Raw genomic sequence first — 23051 nt, forward strand, 5'->3', positions numbered from 1 at the left:
GGGCTTACTGGGGAAGGGCAACGAATCGGATGGCCTGGCCGCCGCCTGGAGCGAGGCGCAGGGGCAGGGAGTCGGTGGAGGTCACGGTGACCTGCTCGGTGACGAGATCGAAGCGGTGCTGGGCATCGCGGTAGTCGGCCTTGTCGCCGTCGCGGTAGATCTCGGCGCGGTAGCCGCGGCCCGGGGTCAGGAAGCCCAGCGGCAGCGTCAGGCGTCGGCCGTCGCCGTTCGTGATGGCGCCGACATACCAGTCCTCGCTGCGGCGGTCCTTGCGCGCGATGGTGGCCACTTCGCCCAGCTCGCCATGGATGACCTGGGTCGTCTCCCAGTCGGTCGGTACGTCCTTGATGAACTGGAAGGCGGCAGGCCAGCGCTCGTAGTGCTCGATGAGGTCGGGCACCATGGCGATGGGCGAGTAGAGCGCCACATACAGCGCCAGCTGCTTGGCCTGGGTCGAGTTCAGCTTGCGGCCGTGCGCGCCGTCCAGGCTGATGACGCCGGGCGTGTAGTCCATGGGCCCGCTCAGCATGCGGGTGAAGACCAGATTCACTTCGTGGTCCACCGGGTTGATCGGGTCACCCCAGGCGTTGTACTCCTGGCCCCGTGCGCCTTCGCGCGAGACCCAGTTGGGCCAGGTGCGGCGCAGGCCGGTGTCCTTGACGGGCTCGTGGGTGTCGATGGCGATCTTGTATTTGGCAGCCTCCTGGACCGCCTTCAGCATGTGGCGCACGCCTTCCTGCGACTCGGTGAAGCCGAAGTGGGTGCCGCTGCCACCGGGATTCGCGAACTGGGCCGTGCCGGCATCGGTCACATAGCCGGACTTGATGCTGTCCACGCCCAGCTTGGCGTACAGCGCGTAGGCGGCGTCCATCTGCGCCTCGTAGCGGGCGATGTTGCCGCCGGTCTCGTGGTGGCCGATCAGGCGCACGCCCTTGGACTTGGCATAGGCCGCGACGGCTTGGAGGTCGAAGTCGGACATGGACTTCAAGTAGTCGAAAGCGGAGGCACTGCCCACCCAGTTGCCGTCCCAGCCGAGGTTCCAGCCTTCCACCAGCACGCCGCGAAAACCGTTCTTGGCCGCGAAGTCGATGTGGCGCTTGGCATTCGCCGTCGTCGCGCCATGCTTGGGCCCGCTGGACCAGCTGGAGCGGTCCAGATGCATCTCCCACCAGACGCCGACGAACTTGCCCGGCTGCACCCAGCTCACGTCGCCGAGCTTGTTGGGCTCATTGAGGTTGAGTTCGAGGTTGGACTCGTAGAGTGCTGCGGCCGTGTCCGCCACGCGCAGCGTGCGCCAGGGCGTGGCGAAGCCGCCCTGCTTGAACACCGCGGCGCCGCTGGCGCTCGGCGCGAGCTGGGCGCGCAGCTTCTGGCCGCTCACGCGCCTCACCCACATCGAGGCGTAGTCGACCAGGGCTGCTTCGTGCAGCGCCAGGTGGATGCCGCTGCGCGTGCGCATCGTCAAGGGCGTGTTGACCAGCCCGACCTCGGCCAGCGGGCCGCGCTGCACCAGGCACTCCAGCACCTGGACCTCGCCGGCGGGGATGGACCAGGCCGTGGCGGGCTCGGCGATGTCGAACTCGGTCAGCTCGTCGCTGATGCGGGCGATGGGCAGCTGGGGCTGCTCGGGCAGCTCGTAGCGGAAGCCGAAGCCGTCGTCGAAGACGCGAAAGCGCAGGGCCATGCCGCGGCCGCCCTGGTCGGGCTGGGAGAACTCGACGAGCAGTTCGCGGTAGTGGCTGCGCACGCGGCGGCTTTCGCCCCAGGGCTGCTCCCAGGTCTCGTCATGCTCGGTGGTCTGCTGGCCGACCCGCTTGAAGCCGCCGTCGAGCTGGTGGGCATTGGTCAGCAGCAGGCCCAGGCGCGAAGCGTTGATGAGGGGCTTGCCCGCCCGGTCGACGCGGTAGGCCAGGCGGCCGTCGCCGCCCAGCTGCACGCTGACGACGAGCTGCTTGTCAGGGGAGGCGACGGTGGCGACGGTGTCGTCGGCCTGGGCAGCGGTGCAGACGACGAGGAAGAGGAGGGCAAACAGGCGACGGGTCAGCATGTCTCGGGGTCCTTGGCGGCGGCACAGTGGGCCGAGATGAACTCGGCATGGCTCGGCATCTGCGCCACGCAGCGCTGGATGACGGCTCGGGCGTCATCCAGATAGTCGTCGATTTCGCTTTCAGACAGCGCGTCGGCGAGCGGGTGGTGGCCGCGGGGCTGGATGCCCTGGCCATGCAGCACCTGCAGCCAGCCGACCTCGGAGAACAGCTCGTCGCCGTGGCGCACGATGCGGCCGCTGGCGCGCCAGAGATCGAGCTTGTCCTGCAGGGTGGCGGGCAGCTCCATGGTGCGGCAGTGGTTCCAGAAGGCGCTGTCGCTGCGTGTGGTCGCGTGATAGTGCAGGATCAGGAAGTCGCGGATGCGCTCGGTCTCGAAGTCACTCTGGCGGTTGAACTCGGCGATGTCGGCCGGGTTGAAGCCTCGGTCGGGGAAAAACTGGATCAGCCGTGCGATGGCCGACTGCACGAGATGGATGGACGTCGACTCCAGCGGTTCCATGAAGCCCGAGGACAGGCCGATGGCGATGACGTTGCGGTTCCAGACCTTGCGGCGCCGGCCGCTTTCGAAGCGCAGCACGCGCGGCTCGGCCAGGGACTTGCCGTCCAGGTTGCGCAACAGCAGGGCCGCGGCTTCGTCGTCGCCCATGGCCTGGCTGGCGTAGACATGGCCGTTGCCGGTGCGGTGCTGCAGGCCGATGCGCCATTGCCAGCCCGCGGGGCGTGCAGTGGCGCGGGTGAAGGGCAGCAGATCAGACGCTGGCGCGCTGGGCACGACGACGGCGCGGTCGCAGGGCAGCCAGTGGTTCCAGTGCTCGTAGCCGGTCTTCAGCGTCTGCTCGATGAGCAGGCCGCGGAAGCCTGAGCAGTCGATGAAGAGCTCACCTTCGATCGCCGCGCCGCCGGCCAGGCGCACGCTGCGGACATGGCCGTTCTCGTGCAGCTGCGCGTCGAGTACGCGGCCCTCGCTGCGCTGCACGCCCAGGCCCTCGGCATAGCGGCGCAGATAGCGGGCATAGAGGCCGGCGTCGATATGGAAGGAGTGGACGATCTCGGCCAGCGGCGAGTGGCCGAGGCTGGCGTCGGCGCGCATGAAGCGATGGGCGCGCGCTGCCGAGCCGTTGATGGAATGGGCCCACAGGTCCGGCGCCTTGCCGGACTGGTGCATGCGCAGCCAGTAGTGGTGGAAGGGCAGGATGCTGGAGCGGTGGCCGATCTGGCCGAAGGCGTGCAGATAGCGGTCGCCGATTGCGCCCCAGTCACGGAACTCGATGCCGAGCTTGAAGGTGGCCTGGGTCTCGCGCATGAACTCGTTCTCGTCGATGCCGAGCAGCTGGTTGAACAGCCGGATCATCGGAATGGTCGATTCGCCGACGCCGACGGTGCCGATCTCCTCGGACTCGACGAGCTTGATCGCCACGCGGCCCCGCGTGACCTTGGCGAGTGCGGCCGCTGTCATCCACCCGGCCGTGCCACCGCCGACGATCACGACGGTGTTCAGGTTCTGTTGCATGGAGGTCTCCTTACTGCACCAGGACGCGCCAGCCCCAGGCGGGCAGGCTCAGCGTGCTGCCGTCTTCCAGCCTGACTTCGGCGCCGCCGTTGAAGTCGAGATAGCGGCCGGCGGGGCGGCTGCCCTTCAGTGCGACCTCGACGGGCTGGGCCGACAGGTTGAAGACGGCGAGCACCTTGTCCTTGCCGTTGCCGCGCACGAAGCTGAAGACCTGCCTCGGTGCGCTGTTGGCCACCGGCTCCATGACGGCGCCGTCTGCACCATTCCACAGCGCCGTGCTGCGCTTTTTCAGCGCGATGAGGCGGCGCAACAGTTCGCCCTGGGGCGCGTCCTTCCAGACGATGGGGTCGCGCTCGAAGAAGGCCAGGCGCCTGGCGTTGCCGGCTTCCTGGCCGTTGTAGATCAGCGGCAGGCCCTCGCTGATGAAGCTCAGCACCGTCACCGCGTCCACCGCGGCGCCGAAGATCTCGTGCTCGGTGCCTTCCCAGGCGTTCTTGTCGTGGTTGGTCGTGTAGAGCAGCCGGTAGGCCTGGCGCGGGAAGAACTTGCGGTTCCACGCGTAATAGGGATACAGCGAGGTTGCGTCGGCGCGGCCCTCGGCGATCAGCTTCATGGCGTCCCACCAGCTCCAGGCATAGGTGGCGTCGAAGGCCCGGGCGTGAAGGTCACGGCTCTCCCACTCGGCCAGCAGGAAGACGGGCTTGATGGCGCGCAGCTCCTTGGCGGCCTGCTCCCAGAAGTCCAGCGGCGACAGGCCGGCCGCATCGACGCGATAGCCGTCGACGCCGACGTCGCGCACCCAGTAGAGCAGGGCCTCGGTCATGTAGCGGCGCAGGGCCGGCTTGTCGTAGTCGAGGTCGATGATGTCGTCCCAGTCGTACCAGGGCGTGGGTGTGAACTGGCCCTGTTCGTTGCGGGCATACCAGTCGGGGTGCTGCTTCACGAGCACGCTGTCCCAGGCCGTGTGGTTGCCGACCCAGTCGAGGATGACCTTGAGGCCGAGGGAATGGGCGGCGGCGACAAAGCGCTTCAGGTCGGCCAGCGTGCCGAGCTCGGGGTTGACGGCGAGGTAGTCGCGCACGGCGTAGGGGCTGCCCAGAGCACCCTTGCGGTTCTTCTCGCCGATGGGGTGGATGGGCATCAGCCAGAGGATGTCGACGCCCAGGGCCTTGAGGCGCGGCAGCTGGGCCTCGGCGGCGCGGAAGGTCCCCTCCGGCGTGAACTGGCGGGTGTTGATCTGGTAGAGGGTCGCATTGCGCGCCCAGGCCGGGTGCTGGACGTGCACATAGGGCTTGGGTTGGTCGACGGCGAGGGGGGTGGCGAGCGCGGGCACGAAGGCCAGTGCAAGCAGCAGCTGCGCGAAGGCGCGGAGGGCGGTGGTCACGATATGCAGAGCAGGAGAGGCCGCGCCCCAGCCGGGAGGCCAGGGCGCAGCGGAGCTGGGTCAATCAGTAGCGGTAATTGAGGCCCAGTCGGTACGTCTTGCCGTAGACCACCTTGTTGGTGATGACGTTGCGGTCCGTCGTGTACTCCTGGAAAGGCGTGTTGGTCATGTTGTGGCCCTGCAGCAGCACCGACAGACCCTTGAGCCAACCCTCCTGGATTTCATAGCCCACCTGGGCATCGACGATGGTCTCGCCCTTGATGAAGGTGAACTGCGAGTCGCTGCGGTAGTCCAGGATCTGGCCGATGAAGTCCGAGCGCTTGTGGGCCGCCCAGGCCAGCTGGAAGCCGTGCTTCTCGTAGTACAGGCGCAGCGTCGTCACGTTCTTGGACAGGCCGGGCAGGCCGATCTCGCTGACCACGTCCTTGAACACCGGGCCGTTCTGCGGCGACACGAAGCCGCTGGTGGGCAGCCGGATCGAGCTCGACGTGTAGGAGTGGTTCACCTGGGCGCCAAAGCCGTCGAGCCAGTCGAAGGCCATGCGGCCCGGCAGGTTGATGGCCAGCTCGAAGCCGTGCATGTTGCCGCCCTGGCCGTTGACCGGCTGGGTCAGGAAGCCGACGGTCGAGCCCTTGTAGGGGCCGTGGTCGGGCAGCGGCGTGTTGGCGCTGGTGTAAGGCTTGAAGTCGAAGTCGCGCGGGGCGTTGATGACGTAGTTGTCCAGCTTCTTGAAGAAGCCGGCCAGGCTGATGTAGCCGTACTTGTCGAAGTACTTCTCGTAGGACAGGTCCAGTGCCTTGGCCGCGTAGGGCTTGAGCTTGGGGTTGCCGGCAAAACCCGTCAGCGCCGGCTGCAGGGCCGTCGCGTTCTGCACGCCGAAGTCGAGGCTCGCCTTCATGTTGTCGAGGTTGGCGCGCGCCACCTGCTTGCCCGCGCCCAGGCGCAGCAGCTGCTGGTTGCCGAGCTCGAAGGTCAGGTTCAGCGACGGCAGCAGGTGGTTGTAGCTGGTGCCGTCGGTGCGCACGACGTAGGGGCAGGTGTCCACCGTGATGCCCGTGCACTTGGCCAGGTCCACCTGGTTGCCGCTGGCGTTCTGGTCGGTGTGCACCAGCTGCAGGCCGATGTTGCCGCTGTAGGGCAGGCTGCCGAGATCGCCGCTCAGGTCAGCCTGGGCGTAGGCCGTGGCCACCTTCTCGCCCACCGTCCAGTTGCGCGACAGCACGGTGGCGTCGACCCAGCGGTTGATGGCGTAGATGCTGCCCAGCGAGCCGGTCGGGTCCCAGGACGCGACCTCGATGCCCGAGGCGCCGGCGATGGCCGTGGCGCTGCCGGGGATCTTGGCGCTGGCAAAACCGTCGCTGCTGTTCAGGATGGACAGGCGGCCTTCGTCGCCGGTGCGGGCCTTGTCGCGCTTGTTGAGGTTGATGCCGAACTTGGTGCCGACGATGGGGCCCCATTCCAGGTCGCGGTGGGCCGTCAGGCGCACGCTGGTCAGGGTGTCGTCGATGGTGGGCAGGGAGGCGTAGCCGGCCTGCGGCGTGGCGGGGCCACCGCCCCAGCCGTCGACGTCGGTCAGCACGGCGAAGTTGCGGTCGGCGAAGTTGCCGCTGGTCGTGTACTTCACGTCGGCGAAGTTGCTGCCGTTGAAGCCCGTCCAGCTGATGCTGGCGAGCTGGGAAGCAGGCGTGTTGCCCGGCTGGCCGGCCGTCGTCTCGAAGTTGCTCATGTTCTTGACGCCGTGGGAGCGCGACAGGTCGGCCTCCCAGCGCCAGTCACCGGTCTTGAGCTCGCTGTTCACGCCCAGGGCCAACAGGCGGTCCTTGTTCGAGAACATGTGGTTGCGCACCACGCCCTTGTAGTTGCTCATCGTGCCGCTGGTGGCGACACCGTTGGCGATGGTGGCGTTGCTGAGCGCGCCGTTGGGGTCGTAGACGCCCGCGCCGAAGGCGATGGCGCCTTCCAGGCCGGTCTGCTTGGTCTTCTCGGTGCCGGCGCCGTAGAAGATGTCGGCCGAGGTCTTGAACTCGCTGCTGGGCTTGTACTGCAGCGTCAGCGTGGCGCCGTCGCGGGTGCTCTGGCGGCGCTGGGTCTCGTGCTTGAAGCCGCCGGGCACGGCCACCTGCTGGCCGTTGTAGTCGACCTGCGGCGCCCAGCCGCCCCAGCTGTCGAAGCGCTGCTCGCCGCCGTTGTCCTCGCGGGCACGGCTCAGGGCCACGGCCACGCCCAGGGTCTTGTTGGCGAACTGGTCCACATAGACCAGGCTGGTGCGGTGGCCCGAGCCGACCTCGACGCCGGAGCCCTCGCCGATGCGCTCCTTGCGCACATTGGCGGCGAAGGTGCGCTTGCCGTAGTCCAGCGGACGGATGGTGCGCATGTCGACGGTGGCCGACAGGCCCTGGCCCACCAGGCCGGCGTCGGGCGTCTTGTAGATCAGGATGCTGCTCAGCAGCTCGGCGGGGAAGAGGTCGAACTCGGGGCTGCGGGCGTCGCTGGTGGAGGCCACTTCGCGGCCGTTGAACAGCGAGCCGCCGAAGGCCGGGGCCATGCCGCGCACGCTGACGCCGGCGGCCTTGCCGTTGACCTTGCTGCGCTGCACGGCGATGCCGCTGACGCGGCCGAGGGACTCGGCCACCGTCACGTCGGGCAGCTTGCCGATGTCTTCGGCATTGATGGCCTCGACGATGGACGAGTTGTTGCGCTTGGTGGCGATGGAGTCTTCGACGCTCTTGCGGATGCCGGTGACGACGACGGTCTCCAGCGACTCGGCGGCCGGCGCGGTCTGGGCCTGGGCGGCGCCCGCGAGCAGCAGGGCGCAGGCCTGGGCGATGGGAAGGATGTGGAGCCCGCGCGCTTGCGGCTGGCGCGGCGCTCGTGCGGCTGGCAGATGAGCCATGGTTTGCCTCTCGTATGTTGTAGTGGTCGGGTCCGGTTCTGCACGTGGCAACCGGGTCGCGAGTCCGGTTGTGTTGAGCGAACGGCCGCGATGCTCCGGTTTGGCTGCAGGCCGCGCAATCCGGAGCGTGAGCCGCTGAAGCTGGCCTATAGACAACTTTCGAACGGGGCTGAAGAAATCCTGAAGATTCCTGTTTTCCCCTTTATCCATCGGGGTTGCTGACGAATTCCGGGTCGCGGTGCGCGTTTCGCCCAAGCCACATTCAGGGCATGCGCCGCTAGACTTCTCCGCGTGAAGATCTATCTGATCGAGGACGACCTGAACATCGGCCAGGCCCTGCTGACCGTGTTCAAGGACGAGGGCCATGAGGTCGTCTGGGTGCGCATGGCGAACGACGCCGTCGAGCGGCTGCAGGCCGAGGATTTCGACGCGGTGCTGCTCGACCTTGGCCTGCCCGATGGCGACGGCAACGAGCTGCTCAAGCGCCTGCGCGCGGCCGGCCTGACGGTGCCCGTCCTCATCATCACGGCCCGCGACGGCCTGCAGGATCGCTTGAAGGGCTTCGACAACGGCGCCGACGACTACCTCATCAAGCCCTTCGAAATCCCCGAGCTGCTGGTGCGCCTGCGCGCCATCCTGCGCCGCAGCGGCGCTCATGGCGAGGCGGAGGCGCTGTGGAACTTCGGCAACCTGGCGCTGGAAGAGAAGCGCATGCGCGTGACGCTGGACGGCGCGGCCATCACGCTGTCCAAGACCGAATACGCGCTGCTGCTGACCTTGATGAAGCAGAGCGACCGGGTGCTGACCCGCGCCGAACTGGAGCGCCGCGTGCTGCCCTTCAGCGATGGCGCGACGCTGGACGTGCACATCTCCAATCTGCGCAAGAAGATCGGCGACGGCCACATCCGCACCGTGCGTGGCGTCGGCTACATGATGCAGAGCGGCCGTGCAGCCTGAACAGTCGTCGCTGTTCCGGCGCCTGCTGCTCGGCTTCAGCGCCGTCACCCTCTTCGTCGCCCTGGGCGGCTTTCTCTACGTGGCCTGGGAGGCTCGCGAGACCCAGCGCTCGCGTACCGCCAGCGAGAACTCGGCCCACACGCGCGAGCTGCTGCTGCATTTGGCCGACATTGGCGACCAGCCCCAGCGACTGCGCCGGTCCGCCGAGGCGCTGGAAGCCGTGCGTGCCGAGATGTTCCGCCAGCTCGACTACCACTCCCAGGTGCGCGTGCGCGTCTGGCAGCACGGCGAGCTGGTCTACAACTCCCGGCCAGCCCTGCCCGACGTCCTGCCTCTGCCCGGCAGCGAGCACGAGGGCAATGCCTGGGTGCAGGCAGTGGAGAAGGACGCGGCCAGCGGCCTGGTGGTGGAGCGCAGCCACGAGGTGGACGACCGCTGGATGCTGAGCTTCTCGGGCGTCAGCTTCCTGCTGCGCTCTTCCATCTTCAGCCTGCCCCTGCTGCTGCTGCCGGCCTGGTTCATCATCGGCATGGGCCTGAAGCCACTGCGCGCCTTCGCCTCGGTGATCGAGAACCGCTCGGCCCAGGACCTGACACCGCTGCCCGACTCCACCTACCGCGAGCTGTCGCCGCTGGTGACGGCCATCAATCACCTGATGGCGCGGCTGCGGCGGCGCATCGAGCATGAGCATGAGTTCCTGTCCGACGCCGCCCACGAGCTGAAGACGCCGCTGGCGGCCATCCAGATCAACGCCCATCTGCTGCAGTCGCCCAACGGCGATGCGCAGCGCCATGCCGAGGTCAGTGCCGGGCTGCGCGATGGCGTGGCGCGGGCCAATCACCTGGTGCAGCAGCTGCTGTCGCTGGAGCGGGCGCGTTCGGATGCGGACGAAGCCCTGCCGACACTGTCGCTGGAGACCCTGGTGCGCGACCGCCTGGCCGCTGCAGCGCCGCTGGCCGTGCAGCGCGGTATCGACATCGACTTCCATGCCGATTCGCCCTGCGAGCGGCCCCTGCACCAGGAGACGGTCTGGGCCCTGGTGGACAACCTGATCAGCAACGCCATCAAGTACTCGCCTGAGAACGGCCGCATCGCGGTGCGCCTGTCCGACCGGCCGGGTGGCGGCTGCGCCTTGAGCTTCAGCGACCAGGGCCCCGGCATCGCCGAGGCCCTGCGCCAGCGCGTCTTCGAACGCTTCTACCGCATCCCCGGCCAGGCCCAGAGCGGCAGCGGCCTGGGGCTGGCGATTGCGGAGCGAGCCGCGGCGCGCAATGGCGCCGGCATCCGGCTGGATGCCGGGCCCGAGGGCCGCGGCCTCTTGGTCACCGTGGAGTTCGTTTAGGCGCGTTCTTCTGCAGGAACCAGAGCAGCACGCAGACGATCAGCGTCGTGCCGATCAGCACATTGCCCACCCAGGGAAAGTGCTCCAGTTTGCCGTCGGCGGCGATGGTGACGATATGGCCCGACACCAGGGCCGCCAGGCCGCCGGCCAGTTGCTGCAGGGCCGCGTTGATGGCCGTGAAGGCGCCGCGCTGCTCGGGCGCCGGAATGCCGGTGACGACGACCTGCCAGGGCACCATGCGCGAGAAGATGCCGGCGAACAGGATGACGTTGACGACGACCAGCGTCGCCAGCGACGAGGGACCCAGCCGTGTGTAGATGGCCACCATGGCGATGGTGATGGCGCTGCCCGTGAAGAAGATCGGCAGTGGGCTGAAGCGGTCGACGAGGCGGCCCACCGTGGGCGCGACGAACATGGTGCTGATGCCCGTCACGAGGTAGACGATGGGCAGATGCTTCAAGTCGATGCCGACGTTGTTGACCGAGAAGGCGCTGGCGAACGGCATGATCATGAAGCCGCCCGTCGTCAGCAGGGCCGTGATCAGGAAGGCGTGCAGATGGCGCTTCACGGCGACGGTGTGCCAGAGGTGGGCGAAGGCGCTGCGGTCGGTCTGCAGCTTGAGGTGGGCGTCCACAGGCTTCATGCGCCAGGCGATCAGCAGGCCGCCGATGGCGCCGAAGGCCACCAGGGCCATGAAGGGTGCATGCCAGTCCCAGTGCGTGGCCAGATACAGGCCGAAGGGCAGGCCCAGCACCTGGCTGGCCGCGAAGCCGCCCTGCAGCAGGCCCATGACGCGGCCGCGCAGAGCCGGCTCGAACAGGTCGGCCGCGATGGCCATGACGATGGAGCCGATGACACCGCCGAACAGGCCGGTCACGATGCGCGCCATCAGCAGCGACTCGAAGCTGGTGGCCAGGCCGCACCACAGCGTGCCGAGCAGGAAGCCGGCGTAGAAGAACAACAGCAGCCGCTTGCGGTCGAAGCGGTCGGCGAAGCCGGCGGTCAGCACGCCGGAGATGCCGGCGCTGAAGGCATAGGCCGAGACGACGAGGCCGAACTGCTGGGCCGTCATCGACATCGCCGGCATGATCATGGCGCCCAGCGGCGACATGATCATGAAGTCCAGGATGACGGCGAACTGCAGCAGCGTCAGCAGGCCGGTGGCGAAGCGCTGGTAGGGCGTGAAGCTGGGCGGCGGCGCGGCAGAGGCGCCGGCAGTGGTGGCTTGGGGCATGGAAATATCCGGTGGCAGGTGCGGTCGCGAGGCGGGCACCAGTGTCGTCAGGGGGGATGCCCAGGCATGGCAGCAGGCCGGGCGGATTTGAATAGGTTCCTATTCATATTAGAATAGGGGCCTATGTAAAGTCAATGACCGTTCGTCGGTCATTCCCGAGCGTTCATTGCGAGTCGCCATGTCCGAGTCCCGCCCCTCCATGCCGCCGCTGAAGTTGATCGGCCATGTGCACCGCGCCTTCCAGCGCGTGGCCGACCAATCGTTGCGCGACCAGGGTTTCGCGCTGGGCCAGCTGCCGGTGCTGATGGCGCTGAAGGACGGCCGACCGCGCTCCCAGGCCGAGCTGGCGCGCCTGGCCCATGTCGAGCAGCCCAGCATGGCCCAGCTGCTCAACCGCATGGAGAGGGACGGCCTCGTCGAGCGCCTGCCCGATCCCGAGGATGGCCGCAGCCGCCTCATTTCATTGACCGCGGCGTGCAAGGACCGCATGCCCAAAGCCAAGGCCGTCATGCAGTCCCTGGGCGCCGAGGCCCTGCAGGGCTTCAGCGATGACGAGGTCGAGGTGTTGGCGGGGTTGCTGGCCCGGATGGCGGACAACGTCGACGCCATGGTCGCGGCACGTCTGGAGCCCTAGGCGGCGTCCTACGTCGGTTCGAGCCGCGGGCTCACGACGCGGCCGGCGTGGCGGCGCCAGAGTTGCAGCATCCCCCAACTGCGGAGCTGCATCATGAATGCCACCACGGATTGCCCGCCCGAACTCCAGAAGGTTCCGTCCCGGAATGCCGACGTGTTGATCTGCGTCGTCGGCACTGCCGAGGTCATGCAGGCCAGCGAGGACGACCTGTCGGTGCTGGCGGGCGACCGCCGCGTGCATCGCCTGGACTGGCGCCTGGACGACGAGTTTGGCGAGCCGCCGGTCGAGGCGGACTGGGCCGATGGCCTCATCGTGCTGAACTCCGACGCCTGGGCCGCGCCCACGGGTTGCGCCAAGCTGCAGGCCCTGCTGAAGATGGCCTGGCGCTGCGGTCGCACGGTGGCCCTGTGCGGCGATGCGATGAATTCCCTGGGCGCCCTGGGCTTTCCGGCCGATGTGCCGGCGGAGGCCGAGGGTCTCTTCCTGTGCCCGCAGGGCCCCTGCAACGGCACGCTGCGCGAGTTTCTCGACGCGGTTCATGAGCAACCCCATCGCGGCCGCTGAGTCAGATACGGGCGAAAAAAACGGCGCGGCCTTCAGGCCGCGCCGTTTTCACATCTACCTTCGGATCAGGCCCACCACCAGGCTGACGATGGCCAGGATGATGAAGCCGTAGAACAGCAGCTGGGCAATGCCAGCGGCGCTCGCGGCGATGCCGCCGAAGCCGAACAAGGCGGCGACGAGGGCGACGACAAAGAAGATGATGGCGTAACGCAGCATGAGGTTTCTCCTTGGGCTGTTGGCATCGCCAATTTATGGCCGGCCCTGGGGGCGGGGTGCCGGTCCGCGCCGCGCTGCCGGGTAGGAAGGCGCCGACGCTGTTACAGCCGGCTGGGCCGCGTCAGCGCGGGGTGCCGCTTCCGCGCTGTCGCAGCTGACCGGTGGGAGGTCTTCACCGGGGTCGATGAAGGCCAGCAGTGCCGCCGGCGGCGCCAGCGCGCCCAGGGCGATGGCGGCGATGGCCTTGCCGCCCAGGGCCTTGCCTTCCAGGGCCACGCGCGGGTCGCCCAGCGTGCCCTGGACGCGCACGGGTGAGCGCAGCGTCAGCAGCGAGAAGTCCTTGGGCCTGGCGACGAGGCGCAGGTCCAGGGTCTCGTTGTTGAGATTGACGCGGCCGTCGATGTCGATGCGGCTGTCGCGGTTGTCGATGACGGCCGAGCGCGGCCTCAGCACGCCGGCCTTGAAGTGGCCGTCCACCCGCGCGCAGTTCAGCTGCAGGTTCCTGTCGCCGCGCAACAGGATGCCCAGGCCCTGGGCGACATCCAGACCGGTGGCCTCGGTCAGCAGATGGGAGATGCTGCCCTTGTCGAGCTGCAGGTGAAGCGGCCCGTTCAGGCTGCCCAGCAGCTCGGCGGTGCTGCGCCCCTGGCCCTTCACATCGACGTCGGCGCGCACGCGGCCGGTCACCGGGTGGGCGCTCAGGCTCCTGGTCTGGAACTTGAACCATTGCTCGATGGCGACGCCGCGCACATCGGCATGCACCTGCCATTGCGGCGGGCTCGGGTGGGTGTCCAGGCGCAGCGAGCCGGCCAGTTCGCCGCCGGCCACGCCGGCATTGAAGTGCTCCAGCGTCAGCACGCCGTTCTCCAGCACGACGCTGGTGTTCACCGGTGCGAGCGGTGCCAGCTTGGGGGTGTTGAGGTCGAGCTGGTTCAAGGCCACGGCGACACGGGCGTCCATGCTGTTCAGCGACGGCAGGTCCAGAGGGCGGTCGGGCAGCACGCGGCCGGGCCGGCTGGGCGGCGCGTCCGTGCCGACTGCAGGCCCCAGATCGGCCAGGCGCAGCGGGCCGCCGCGCAGCACGCCGCTGAGCATCTTGCGTGGGGGGCGGGTGTCGTAGCTGAAGTCGCCGGCCAGGTTGCTGCGGCCGACGCGGGCCCTTGCGCCGCCCAGTTGCCACACGCCCGAGGCGTGCTGCAGCCGCCCGGCCAGCTCCAGCGGCGGCGTGCTGGGCAGGGCGATGCCGAAGGGGCGGCCGACATCGGCGAGGGAGTTGCCGCGCACCTGCAACTGGCCGTCCAGCGCCCGTGCATCCAGCAGCGAGGCGGCCGTGCCGTCGAAGGCGATGCGGCCTTCGCGCTGCGTCAGTTCGGCGCGCAGCTTGACCGGTGGCAGGCCGGACTCGGCGGGCGACAGCAGGGCCAGGCCGGCACCGGCCTCGGCCTTCAGCGCCAGTTGCTGGCCGCGCAGCCTGCCCTGCAGGTCGGCCGTCCAGTGGCCGTCGGCCTGGGTGGCGAAGCGGGCGTCGCCGAGCAGCAGCATGGGCGCGTCGTCGAGATGGGCCGTGCCGTGATGGATCACGAGATGGTCGATGCGCGGCAGTTCGGCCGCCTCGTCGCGCTTGCCCGAGGGCTGCACCGGCCAGGCGGTGTGGCCGTTGGCGTCGCGCTGCCAGTTCAGCGAGAGCGCTTCGGCCTGCACCAGGCGCAGCCGCAGCGGCTCCCCGCGTCGCCAGGCCCAGATGTCGCCCCATTGCCAGTTCAGCACCACGTCCTGGGCTTCGGCCAGGTTCTCGCCGCCGGTGCCGGTGACGCGCAGCTTGCCGGCCTGCAGCCGCGGCTTCCACAGCAGGTGCAGGCGGGAACCCGAATCCATGTCGAGGCCGCGGTCGGCGCGGGCGGCCAGCCAGGGCGCCAGGCCCGGCCAGCCGGCCAGGTCCATGCCCACCGTGGCGAGAACGGCCAGCACGACGGCGCCGGCAATGGTGACGGCGACTTTCATGGAGGCATGCTCGCGGCCCGGGGCGGCAGATGACGTGGGACGAGGGCCTCCACGCCTGTAGGACACGGGCGGACACCCGGCCCTGTCGGCCCGGTCCGACAGGCGATGGGCGCCTGGACCGAAGTCGCGATGGCAACGCCGCGCCCAAAGTTGATGGACCGGTCTCCAAGGCCTTGCACCGAAAGGACTTCCCCATGCACACCCGTCACCGAATGCCGCTGCTGGCCACCCTCGCGTTGGCCGCCGCCCTGGGCGCCTGCAGCAAGCAGCAGCCCGACGATGAACTGAGCGCCGGCCAGCGCGTCGACAACGCGACTGCCGAGGCCAAGCGCGAGACCCGTGAACGGGTGGCCGATGCCCGCATGTCGGCTCACGAGGCCGCCGACAAGACGGCCCAGGTGACATCGGACATGGGCATCACGGCCAAGGTCAATGCGGCTCTGGTGGCCGACGACCAGCTCAAGGCCACCCAGATCAATGTCGACACACGTGATGGCCAGGTGACCTTGTCCGGCCGGGCACCCGATGCCAAGTCGCGTGAACGCGCCACGACGCTGGCCTCGGCCGTGGACGGCGTGAAGCAGGTCAACAACCAGCTGGTCGTCACCCGCAACGGCTGAGCGTCGCGTGTCCCCAGCTCCAGGCGCCCTCACGAGGGCGCCTTTGCTTTGCCCGCCTCGGCATGCCGTCCGACAGGGCCGCTGCCGGGCGCTCGCTAGCCTTGATACGCAACTCACAGCTTCTCTCATGGCCGCCGCCCCCGCCTCCGCGCTGCAACGTTTCCTGACCGTGGCCAAGCCCTATTGGCAGGGCGACCGCAAGGTCTGGGCCTGGACCTTCCTCGCGGGCCTCATCGTGCTGATGCTGGCCGACACCCAGCTCGCCGTGCTGCTGAACAACCAGACCGGCGAGCTGACCTCGGCGCTGGCGGCACATGACGCGGACCGTTTCTGGACCGCGGTGCGCGCCATGCTGTGGGTGATAGGCATCGCTGTACCCGTCTATGCCACCTACTACTACGCTCGCGATGCCTATGCCAACGACTGGCGGCGCTGGCTGACGCAGCGCTTCCTGGACGGCTATCTGCGCGAGCGCCGCTACTTCCATCTCGCCGCCGACGAGATCGACAACCCCGACCAGCGCATCGCCGAGGACGTCAACACCTTCACCGGCCGGTCCCTGCATTTCCTGCTCATCCTGCTCGGTTCGCTGATGCAGCTGGTCGCCTTCAGCGCCGTGCTGTGGTCGCTGTCGCACACGCTGGTGGGCTTTCTCGTCGTCTACGCGCTGGCCGGCACCCTGCTGTCGCTGGGCCTGTTCGGGCGGCCGCTGATCCGGCTGAACTACTGGCAGCTCAAGCGCGAGGCCGACTTCCGCTTCCGGCTGATGCGGGTGCGCGAGAACGCCGAGTCCATCGCCTTCTACGGCGGCGAAGAGCAGGAGCGCCACCAGCTGCAGCAGCGCCTGCGCGCCGCCCTGCTGAACACACGCCGCATGATCCGCGCCCAGTTCGGCCTCAACCTCTTCCAGCGCGGCTTCAGCCAGGTCAGCCTGCTGGTGCCCTGCGTCGTGCTGGCCGGCGACGTGCTCGGCGGGCGGCTGGAAGTGGGCCAGGCCGTGCAGGCCGGTGGGGCCTTCGCGGCGGTGCTGGGTGCGGTGTCGCTGATCATCGACAACTTCGAGAGCCTGTCGCGCTTCGTCGCCGGCATCGACCGCCTGCACGTGATGGCCGAGGTGCTGGAGGCAGAACCGCCCAAGCCCGGCATCGCCCGCGAGGAAGGGGGCGAGCTGGACATCAAGGACCTGACGGTGCATGCGCCGGGCAGCGACCGCGTGCTGGTGGAGAAGCTGTCGCTGAAGGTGCCCGAGGGGGGCTCGCTGCTGATCACCGGCGCCAGCGGCTGCGGCAAGAGCTCGCTGCTGCGCGCCATCGCCGGCCTGTGGACGCAAGGCAGCGGCCAGGTCTCGCATCCGCCTCGCGAGGACGTGTTCTTCCTGCCGCAGCGGCCCTATCTGCAGACCGGCACCTTGCGCAGCCAGCTCATCTATCCCAGCACCCAGAGCGAGCTCGACGACGAGGCGCTGTTGAAGATCCTCGACGAGGTGCAGCTGCGCCACCTGGCCGAAGGTGATGCCGGCCTGGACCGCAGCGAGGACTGGGAGAAGCTGCTCAGCGGCGGCGAGCAGCAGCGCTTGGCCTTCGCCCGCCTGCTGGTGCATGCGCCGCGCCTGGCCATCCTGGACGAGGCCACCAGCGCCCTGGACGATGCCAACCAGAAGCGTCTGTATGAGCGGCTGCGCGAGCGCGGTACGACGCTGATCAGCATCGCCCACCGGGCCGCGGTGGCGGGCTTTCACCGCCATGTGCTGAAGCTGACCGGCGGCGGCCGCTGGACCCTGGCCAAGACGCCGAAGCAGGGGGCCGACAAGCCTGCCGACTGAGCGCCCGGCGCCACCCTTCCTGGGTGAATTCCCGACCGTTCGGTCGGCAAACCGCCGATACCATGGGCGGGCCTTCACCACGCGCCGCCATGGATCTCACGATTGCCGCCATCCTGGGCCTCGACGGCCTGACCAACGGAGCCATCTACGCCCTCGTCGCCCTGGCCCTCGTGCTGGTGTTCTCGGTCACCCGCATCATCTTCATCCCGCAGGGCGAATTCGTCGCCTTCGGCGCGCTGACGCTGGCGGCCCTGCAACTGGGCAAGGTGCCGGGAACGGTCTGGCTGTTGCTGATGATGGCCACGGCTGCGGCTGTACTGGACCTGGTGCAGGGCCTGCGCGAACGCCGGACGCTGGCGAAGATGGCCTTCGAGCTGATGCAGACGCTGAGCTTTCCCGTCGGCATGGCCATCGCGGTGCCCCTGCTTGCTGAAAGCCAGCCCGCGCTGTGGATCCAGGTGCTGCTGACGCTGGCCATCGTCACCGCCATGGGCCCGCTGCTCTACCGCCTGGCCTACCGCGCCCTGTCCGGCGCCAGCGTGCTGACCCTGCTCATCGTCTCCGTCGGCGTGCATTTCGCGCTGACCGGCGTGGGCCTGGTCTTCTTCGGTGCCGAGGGCTATCGCACGCCGGCGTTCTGGGAGGCGCGCTTCGACGTCGGGCCCCTGAGCCTGACGGGCCAGACCTTGATCATCTTCGGCGCCTCGGTCGCTCTCATCGTCGCCCTCTTCCTGTTCTTCGAGCGCACGCTGACCGGCAAGGCCCTGCGCGCCACGTCCGTCAACCGCACCGGTGCGCGGCTGATGGGCATCTCGGGCGACGCGGCCGGCAGCCAGACTTTCACGCTGGCCGCCTTCATCGGCGCGCTGTCGGGCCTGCTGATCTCGCCGTCGACCACCATCTATTACGACACCGGCTTCCTGATCGGCCTGAAAGGCTTCGTCGCCGCGGTCTTCGGTGGCCTGGCCAGCTTCCCGATGGCACTGGCCGGCGCGTTGGGCGTCGGCCTGATCGAGAGCTTCGGTTCCTTCTGGGCCAGCGCCTTCAAGGAGGTCATCGTCTTCACGGTGATCCTGCCCATCCTCCTCTGGCGGTCCTTCGTGGACCCACACCACGAGGAACACTGAACGATGACCCGCAAGCATCTGTCGATCGCTGCCGCCGTCGTGCTGCTGGTGCTGCCCTTCGCGCCGGTGCCCGACTTCTGGATCACCCAGCTCAACTACATCGGCCTGTTCTCACTCGTCGTGCTGGGCCTGGTGCTGTTGACCGGCGTGGGCGGGCTGACGTCCTTCGGCCAGGCCGCGTTTGCCGGCATCGGCGCGTATGCCACCGGCTATCTGTGCAACGCGATGGGCATGTCGCCCTGGCTGGGCCTGGTGGCGGGCCTCGCCATCACGCTGGTGCTGGCTCTCGTCATCGGCGCGCTGACGCTGCGCATGTCGGGCCATTACCTGCCGCTGGCCACCATCTGCTGGTGCCTGGCGCTGTACTACCTCGTCGGCAACCTCGAGGAGCTGGGCAAGTACGACGGCCTGCTCGGCCTGCCCGCCATCACGCTGGGTGACTTCAGTTTCCAGAGCGAGCGCCGCATCTATCTGCTGATCTGGCTGGCGGCCCTGCTGGCGGCCGTCGGTGTGACGCGGCTGCTGGACTCGCGGCCGGGCCGCATCATGCGGGCGCTCAACACGAATCGGGGCGGCGGCGCGACCATGCCGGAGGCCATGGGCGCGAGCACCTTCCGCTACAAGCTCATCATGTTCGTCGTCGCGGCCCTGCTGGCCTCGGTCTCCGGGTGGCTCTACGCCCACATGCAGCGCAGCGTGAACCCCTCGCCCTTCGGCATCAAGTTCGGCATCGAATACCTCTTCATGGCCGTGCTCGGCGGCATCGGCACGGTCGGCGGCGCCTTCACCGGCGCGGCCCTGGTCAAGCTGGCGGAGGATCAGTTGAAGGTCTGGCTGCCGCTGATCTTCGGCGGCTCGGGCAACTACGAAATCATCGTCTTCGGCGTCGTGCTGGTGCTGGTGCTGCGCTTTGCGCCGGATGGGCTGTGGCCGCTGATTGCGCGCTGGCTGCCGGCGCGCGGCGCGCGAGCGGTGGACGAGAACGCGCCACGCTTGAGCGCGCGCAGCCATCCGCAGCCCGGCGCGGCGCTGCTGGACGTGCGCAAGATCCGCAAACAGTTCGGCGGCCTCGTCGCCGTCAACGACATCAGCTTCAGCATCCGCGCCGGCGACATCGTCGGCCTCATCGGACCCAACGGCGCGGGCAAGAGCACGACCTTCAATCTCGTCTCCGGCGTGCTGCCCCTGACCAGCGGCGAGGTCGAACTGCTGGGGCAGCGCGTCGACGGCCGCGAGAGCCGCGACATTGCCCGCGCGGGACTCTCCCGCACCTTCCAGCATGTGAAGCTGGTGCCCGACATGACGGTGCTGGAGAACGTCACCCTGGGCACCTATCTGCGCACCAAGAGCGGCACGCTGAGCGCCATGCTCGGCCTGAACAAGGCCGAGGAAGCGCAGGCCCGCGCCGAGGCGATGCGCCAGCTGCGCCGCATCGGCTTGGGCGACCATGCCCATGAGCTGGCCGGCAACCTGGCCCTGGGCCCGCAGCGCCTCGTCGAGATCGCGCGCGCGCTGGCCAGCGACCCGTCGCTGCTGCTGCTGGACGAGCCCGCCGCCGGCCTGCGCCACAAGGAGAAGGAGGCGCTCGCCGAGGTGCTGAAGCAGTTGAAGGCCGAGGGCCTGTCGCTGCTGCTCGTCGAGCACGACATGGACTTCGTCATGAAGCTGACCGACCGCATCGTCGTCATGGAGTTCGGCCGCTATCTGATGGACGGCACGCCGGCCGAGGTGCAGGCCAGCCCAGCCGTGCGCGCGGCCTATCTGGGAGCCGACGAATGAGCGCGCTGCTGGAAGTGAGCGACCTGCACGCCGGCTACGGCCGCGCCGAGGTGCTGCATGGGCTGAGCTTTGAAGCGGCCGAGAAGAGCGTCGTCACCGTCATCGGCCCCAACGGCGCCGGCAAGTCCACGCTGCTCGGCGCGCTGATGGGCCTGATCCCGTCGCGCAGCGCGGCGCTGCGTTTTGCCGGTGAAGACATCGCCAGGCTGACGCTGGAAGAGCGTGTGCTCGCCGGCCTGGCTCTCGTGCCCGAGAAGCGCGAGCTGTTCGGCACCATGACGGTGGAAGACAACCTGCTGCTCGGTGGCTGGCGGCCCAAGAAGCTGGGTGACAAGCGGTGGCGCGACGGGCTGGAGAGCGTCTACGCCCGTTTCCCGCGCCTGAAGGAGCGCCGAGTGCAGGCTGCCGGCACCCTGTCCGGCGGCGAACGCCAGATGCTGGCCCTGGGCCGTGCGCTGATGGGTCAGCCCAAGCTGCTGATGCTGGACGAACCCAGCCTGGGCCTGGCGCCGCTGATCGTGCGCGAGATCTTCACCATCGTCGAAGACCTGCGCGCCACCGGCGTCAGCATCCTGCTCGTCGAACAGAACGCCCGTGCGGCACTGCGCGTGGCGGATCACGGCCATGTGCTGGAGACCGGCGAGTTCGGGCTCAGCGGGCCGGCGGATCAGCTGGCCGCGGATCCGCGGGTGATCGAGACCTACCTGGGGGCAGGGCGGAAGGAATGACCGATGACTGTCGGCTTCAGGGCTGAGCGAGCGGATATCACGAAGCTGGCCGTCGATGTCATCGTCAACGCGGCCAATTCATCGCTCCTGGGTGGTGGAGGCGTGGACGGTGCGATCCATCGTGCCGCAGGGCCGGACCTGGTGCATGAATGCCGCCTGCTGGGGGGCTGCAAGACGGGCGAGGCCAAGTTGACGCGCGGCTATCGACTGCCGGCTCGCCATATCGTCCATACGGTAGGTCCGGTATGGCGCGGCGGTGCGCAGGGCGAGGTCGAGTTGCTGGCCGCCTGCTATCGGAACAGCCTGAAGCTGGCTGCCGCGCAACAGGCGACGACGGTCGCCTTTCCCAGCATCAGCACGGGCATCTTCGGCTACCCGATCGAGCAGGCCGCGCGCGTCGCCATCGAGGCCGTGCGCGTGGAAGCCGCTGCGCATGGCCACCTCAGAGAGGTCATCTTTTGCTGCTTCTCGGCCGAGGATCTGCAGGTCTACGAACGTGCACTCGCCGCCTACTGAGGCCTCACCAACATCGTCGGCGCAATGCCGAACATGCGCCGGCAGGTGCGGCTGAGGTGGGCCGAGTCTGCAAACCCCCAGTCCTGCGCCGCCTCCGTCCACGACTGCCCGCCCATGGCCGCGCCGACGGCGGCTTCGACGCGGGCCCAGAGCAGATAGGCGCGCAAGGAAAGGCCGGTCTGCGCGACAAAGAGATGCCGGAAGCGGCTGGGTGACAGATGGGCCGCGGCGGCGGCTTCGGCGAGCGTCACGGGGGCGTCCAGGCGCTTGCGGATGAACTCGATGGCGCGGCTGATACGCGGGTCGACGCTCAGCGCCGGCGGCGACTGGCCGCACAGAGCATCGACGACACGATGGCTGAACGCGACCAGGGCCGCGTCCGGCGCGTCGGCGGCGAAGGCATCGCGCAGGCCGGCCAGCAGAGTCGCGATGGGTTCGAACGGCAGCTCGGCGATGGCAGCGCCTTCGTAGCGCTGCAGCAGCAGGCGGCCTTGTGCCGTCTCGGGCTCGACGAAGATCTGCGCCACGGTTTCGCCCGCGCCATCGAACTGGTGGCGCTGATGCGGTCGGACCAGCGCGACATGGTGATCCTGCCAGGCCTGCGCGCCGTCGCCGCCGCACAAACGCAGCCGGCCGGTGAGTGCCATCGAGATCTGGATGCCGTGATGCTCGTGTGCCTGGGACTGCCCCACGGCGCGGCCGATCCAGAGGCTGCCGCCGCTCCACAGCAGCACGCGGCCAATGCCGGCGATGGGTTTGCTAGGCGCCATTCGCAATGCCCGTTGCATTGCGTTCGGGCCGAGCGCCGGGCCGCTCCCTAGCCGGCCCGCGTCGGCGATGTGCTCGCGGCTCGATGCCGCGAGCATCGCCGTCCCCGCGGGGGACCGACCAGGCTCGCCCGCGTCCAGCGTGGCGAGATTGGGTGAGGGGCTCGAACTTCATTTCAGCCGTTTCGTTCAAGCCGCCAAGGCCCGCGATCCACAGAATTCGTTCCACGGACAAACCGGTCCGCATCTTCTTCACCTCTCGGAGTTATCCATGCAAACCACCACGACCCCTGTCTGCCGCTGCGTCAACTGCCCCGGCGCTTCCTGCACCTGCGGCTGCCAGCAAGCCAAGGCGAACCCGCAACCCGCCGGCTGCGCCTGCGGCCCCAGCTGCAACTGCCAGCCGGCCTGCCGCTGCGCCTGAGCCGCGATCTGGCACAGGCTAACACCACCGATCCGATGCCATGAAACACCTCCTCCTCTTCCTGCCGTTCTCGCTGAGCCTGCTGCTCGGCGCCTGCATGACGCCGCCGCAGAACCTGGACCTGTCGCTGTCCAAGCCGACCGCACAGAGCAAGTACCGCGTGACCATCCAGCCGATGGTGCCGTCCATCGCCATCAACCAGCTGCACGCCTGGCAGGTGCAGGTCACCTCGCCCGGTGGCGAGCCGGTGTTGCATGCCCGCATCGATGTCGACGGAGGCATGCCCCAGCACGGACACGGCTTGCCGACCCAGCCTGCCATCACGCAGGAACTGGGCGGCGGCCGCTACCTGATGGAAGGCATGAAGTTCAGCATGACGGGCTGGTGGGAGATCAAGCTGAAGCTGGACTCCGCCGAGCGTGGCGCGGACGCGGTCACCTTCAACAAGGTCATCGCCCTGCCGGCGGCGAACAAGAGCTGAGGGC

General features: G+C 68.6%; 19 protein-coding genes. 11 read left to right on the forward strand and 8 right to left on the reverse strand.

Annotated features, from left to right (window positions below; all coding sequences use genetic code 11):
* Positions 1-4: 4 nt before the first annotated feature.
* The 4 genes from AC3WOE_RS21170 to AC3WOE_RS21185 all read right to left on the reverse strand — a co-directional run bounded on the left by AC3WOE_RS21170 (position 5) and on the right by AC3WOE_RS21185 (position 7835).
* Positions 5-2047 (reverse strand): glycoside hydrolase family 97 protein, encoded by a 2043-nt coding sequence (locus AC3WOE_RS21170; protein ID WP_492693267.1) that lies wholly within the window; start codon positions 2045-2047, stop codon positions 5-7.
* On the reverse strand, positions 2041-3558 hold the full coding sequence (locus AC3WOE_RS21175; RefSeq protein WP_492693268.1) for a tryptophan halogenase family protein: 1518 nt from the start codon (positions 3556-3558) through the stop codon (positions 2041-2043). Before AC3WOE_RS21175 ends, AC3WOE_RS21170 begins: the two co-directional genes overlap by 7 nt.
* Positions 3559-3568: 10 nt before the next feature.
* Positions 3569-4942 carry an alpha-amylase family glycosyl hydrolase gene (locus AC3WOE_RS21180; protein ID WP_492693270.1) on the reverse strand — a complete coding sequence of 458 codons (1374 nt, stop codon included), beginning with the start codon at positions 4940-4942 and terminating at the stop codon, positions 3569-3571.
* 64 nt (positions 4943-5006) lie between these two features.
* Positions 5007-7835, reverse strand: a complete 2829-nt coding sequence (locus tag AC3WOE_RS21185; RefSeq protein WP_492693272.1) for a TonB-dependent receptor — start codon at positions 7833-7835, stop codon at positions 5007-5009.
* Between the two features lie 291 nt (positions 7836-8126).
* Between AC3WOE_RS21185 and AC3WOE_RS21190 the strand changes: the two genes are divergently transcribed.
* Both AC3WOE_RS21190 and AC3WOE_RS21195 read left to right on the forward strand, forming a co-directional pair.
* Positions 8127-8792, forward strand: coding sequence for a response regulator transcription factor (locus AC3WOE_RS21190; protein ID WP_492693274.1), 666 nt, complete (start codon positions 8127-8129; stop codon positions 8790-8792).
* Positions 8782-10134: an ATP-binding protein gene (locus AC3WOE_RS21195; RefSeq protein WP_492693275.1), complete on the forward strand. Its 1353-nt coding sequence runs from the start codon at positions 8782-8784 to the stop codon at positions 10132-10134. Before AC3WOE_RS21190 ends, AC3WOE_RS21195 begins: the two co-directional genes overlap by 11 nt.
* Here AC3WOE_RS21195 and AC3WOE_RS21200 read toward each other — a convergent pair.
* On the reverse strand, positions 10115-11368 hold the full coding sequence (locus AC3WOE_RS21200; RefSeq protein ID WP_492693277.1) for an MFS transporter: 1254 nt from the start codon (positions 11366-11368) through the stop codon (positions 10115-10117). The two genes, AC3WOE_RS21195 and AC3WOE_RS21200, sit on opposite strands and share 20 nt — an antisense overlap.
* Positions 11369-11546: 178 nt before the next feature.
* Between AC3WOE_RS21200 and AC3WOE_RS21205 the strand changes: the two genes are divergently transcribed.
* A complete protein-coding gene (locus tag AC3WOE_RS21205) occupies positions 11547-12002 on the forward strand; it encodes a MarR family winged helix-turn-helix transcriptional regulator (RefSeq protein ID WP_492693279.1) in 456 nt (151 codons plus the stop codon).
* A 93-nt stretch (positions 12003-12095) separates the two neighbouring features.
* Positions 12096-12566, forward strand: coding sequence for a hypothetical protein (locus tag AC3WOE_RS21210; RefSeq protein ID WP_492693280.1), 471 nt, complete (start codon positions 12096-12098; stop codon positions 12564-12566).
* Positions 12567-12620: 54 nt separating this feature from the next.
* Here the strand turns inward: AC3WOE_RS21210 and AC3WOE_RS21215 are convergent, their stop codons facing one another.
* Together AC3WOE_RS21215 and AC3WOE_RS21220 are read right to left on the reverse strand one after the other, a co-directional pair.
* Positions 12621-12782, reverse strand: coding sequence for a DUF1328 domain-containing protein (locus AC3WOE_RS21215; protein ID WP_492693282.1), 162 nt, complete (start codon positions 12780-12782; stop codon positions 12621-12623).
* Between the two features lie 33 nt (positions 12783-12815).
* The gene (locus tag AC3WOE_RS21220; protein WP_492693283.1) at positions 12816-14783 is read right to left on the reverse strand and encodes an AsmA family protein; all 1968 of its coding nucleotides are present in this window, start codon (positions 14781-14783) and stop codon (positions 12816-12818) included.
* Between the two features lie 194 nt (positions 14784-14977).
* On the opposite strand from AC3WOE_RS21220, the gene AC3WOE_RS21225 reads away from it, so the two are divergent.
* From AC3WOE_RS21225 to AC3WOE_RS21250, 6 genes are all read left to right on the forward strand, one after another.
* Positions 14978-15403 carry a BON domain-containing protein gene (locus AC3WOE_RS21225; RefSeq protein WP_492693285.1) on the forward strand — a complete coding sequence of 142 codons (426 nt, stop codon included), beginning with the start codon at positions 14978-14980 and terminating at the stop codon, positions 15401-15403.
* 127 nt (positions 15404-15530) lie between these two features.
* Positions 15531-17225 carry an ABC transporter ATP-binding protein/permease gene (locus AC3WOE_RS21230; RefSeq protein WP_492693287.1) on the forward strand — a complete coding sequence of 565 codons (1695 nt, stop codon included), beginning with the start codon at positions 15531-15533 and terminating at the stop codon, positions 17223-17225.
* Positions 17226-17314: 89 nt separating this feature from the next.
* Entirely contained in the window at positions 17315-18352 is a 1038-nt protein-coding gene (locus AC3WOE_RS21235; protein ID WP_492693289.1) for a branched-chain amino acid ABC transporter permease, read from the forward strand.
* A 3-nt stretch (positions 18353-18355) separates the two neighbouring features.
* Positions 18356-20131, forward strand: coding sequence for a branched-chain amino acid ABC transporter ATP-binding protein/permease (locus AC3WOE_RS21240; RefSeq protein ID WP_492693290.1), 1776 nt, complete (start codon positions 18356-18358; stop codon positions 20129-20131).
* Positions 20128-20859, forward strand: a complete 732-nt coding sequence (locus AC3WOE_RS21245; protein WP_492693292.1) for an ABC transporter ATP-binding protein — start codon at positions 20128-20130, stop codon at positions 20857-20859. Before AC3WOE_RS21240 ends, AC3WOE_RS21245 begins: the two co-directional genes overlap by 4 nt.
* A 3-nt stretch (positions 20860-20862) precedes the next feature.
* The gene (locus AC3WOE_RS21250; RefSeq protein WP_492693293.1) at positions 20863-21375 is read left to right on the forward strand and encodes an O-acetyl-ADP-ribose deacetylase; all 513 of its coding nucleotides are present in this window, start codon (positions 20863-20865) and stop codon (positions 21373-21375) included.
* On the opposite strand, the gene AC3WOE_RS21255 is transcribed toward AC3WOE_RS21250, so the two are convergent.
* On the reverse strand, positions 21369-22145 hold the full coding sequence (locus AC3WOE_RS21255) for a helix-turn-helix transcriptional regulator (RefSeq protein ID WP_492693295.1): 777 nt from the start codon (positions 22143-22145) through the stop codon (positions 21369-21371). The two genes, AC3WOE_RS21250 and AC3WOE_RS21255, sit on opposite strands and share 7 nt — an antisense overlap.
* Before the next feature lie 461 nt (positions 22146-22606).
* Between AC3WOE_RS21255 and AC3WOE_RS21260 the strand changes: the two genes are divergently transcribed.
* On the forward strand, positions 22607-23047 hold the full coding sequence (locus AC3WOE_RS21260) for a FixH family protein (RefSeq protein WP_492693297.1): 441 nt from the start codon (positions 22607-22609) through the stop codon (positions 23045-23047).
* Positions 23048-23051 lie beyond the last annotated feature (4 nt).

The sequence above is a fragment of the Roseateles sp. FW305-36 genome, from assembly GCF_058787015.1.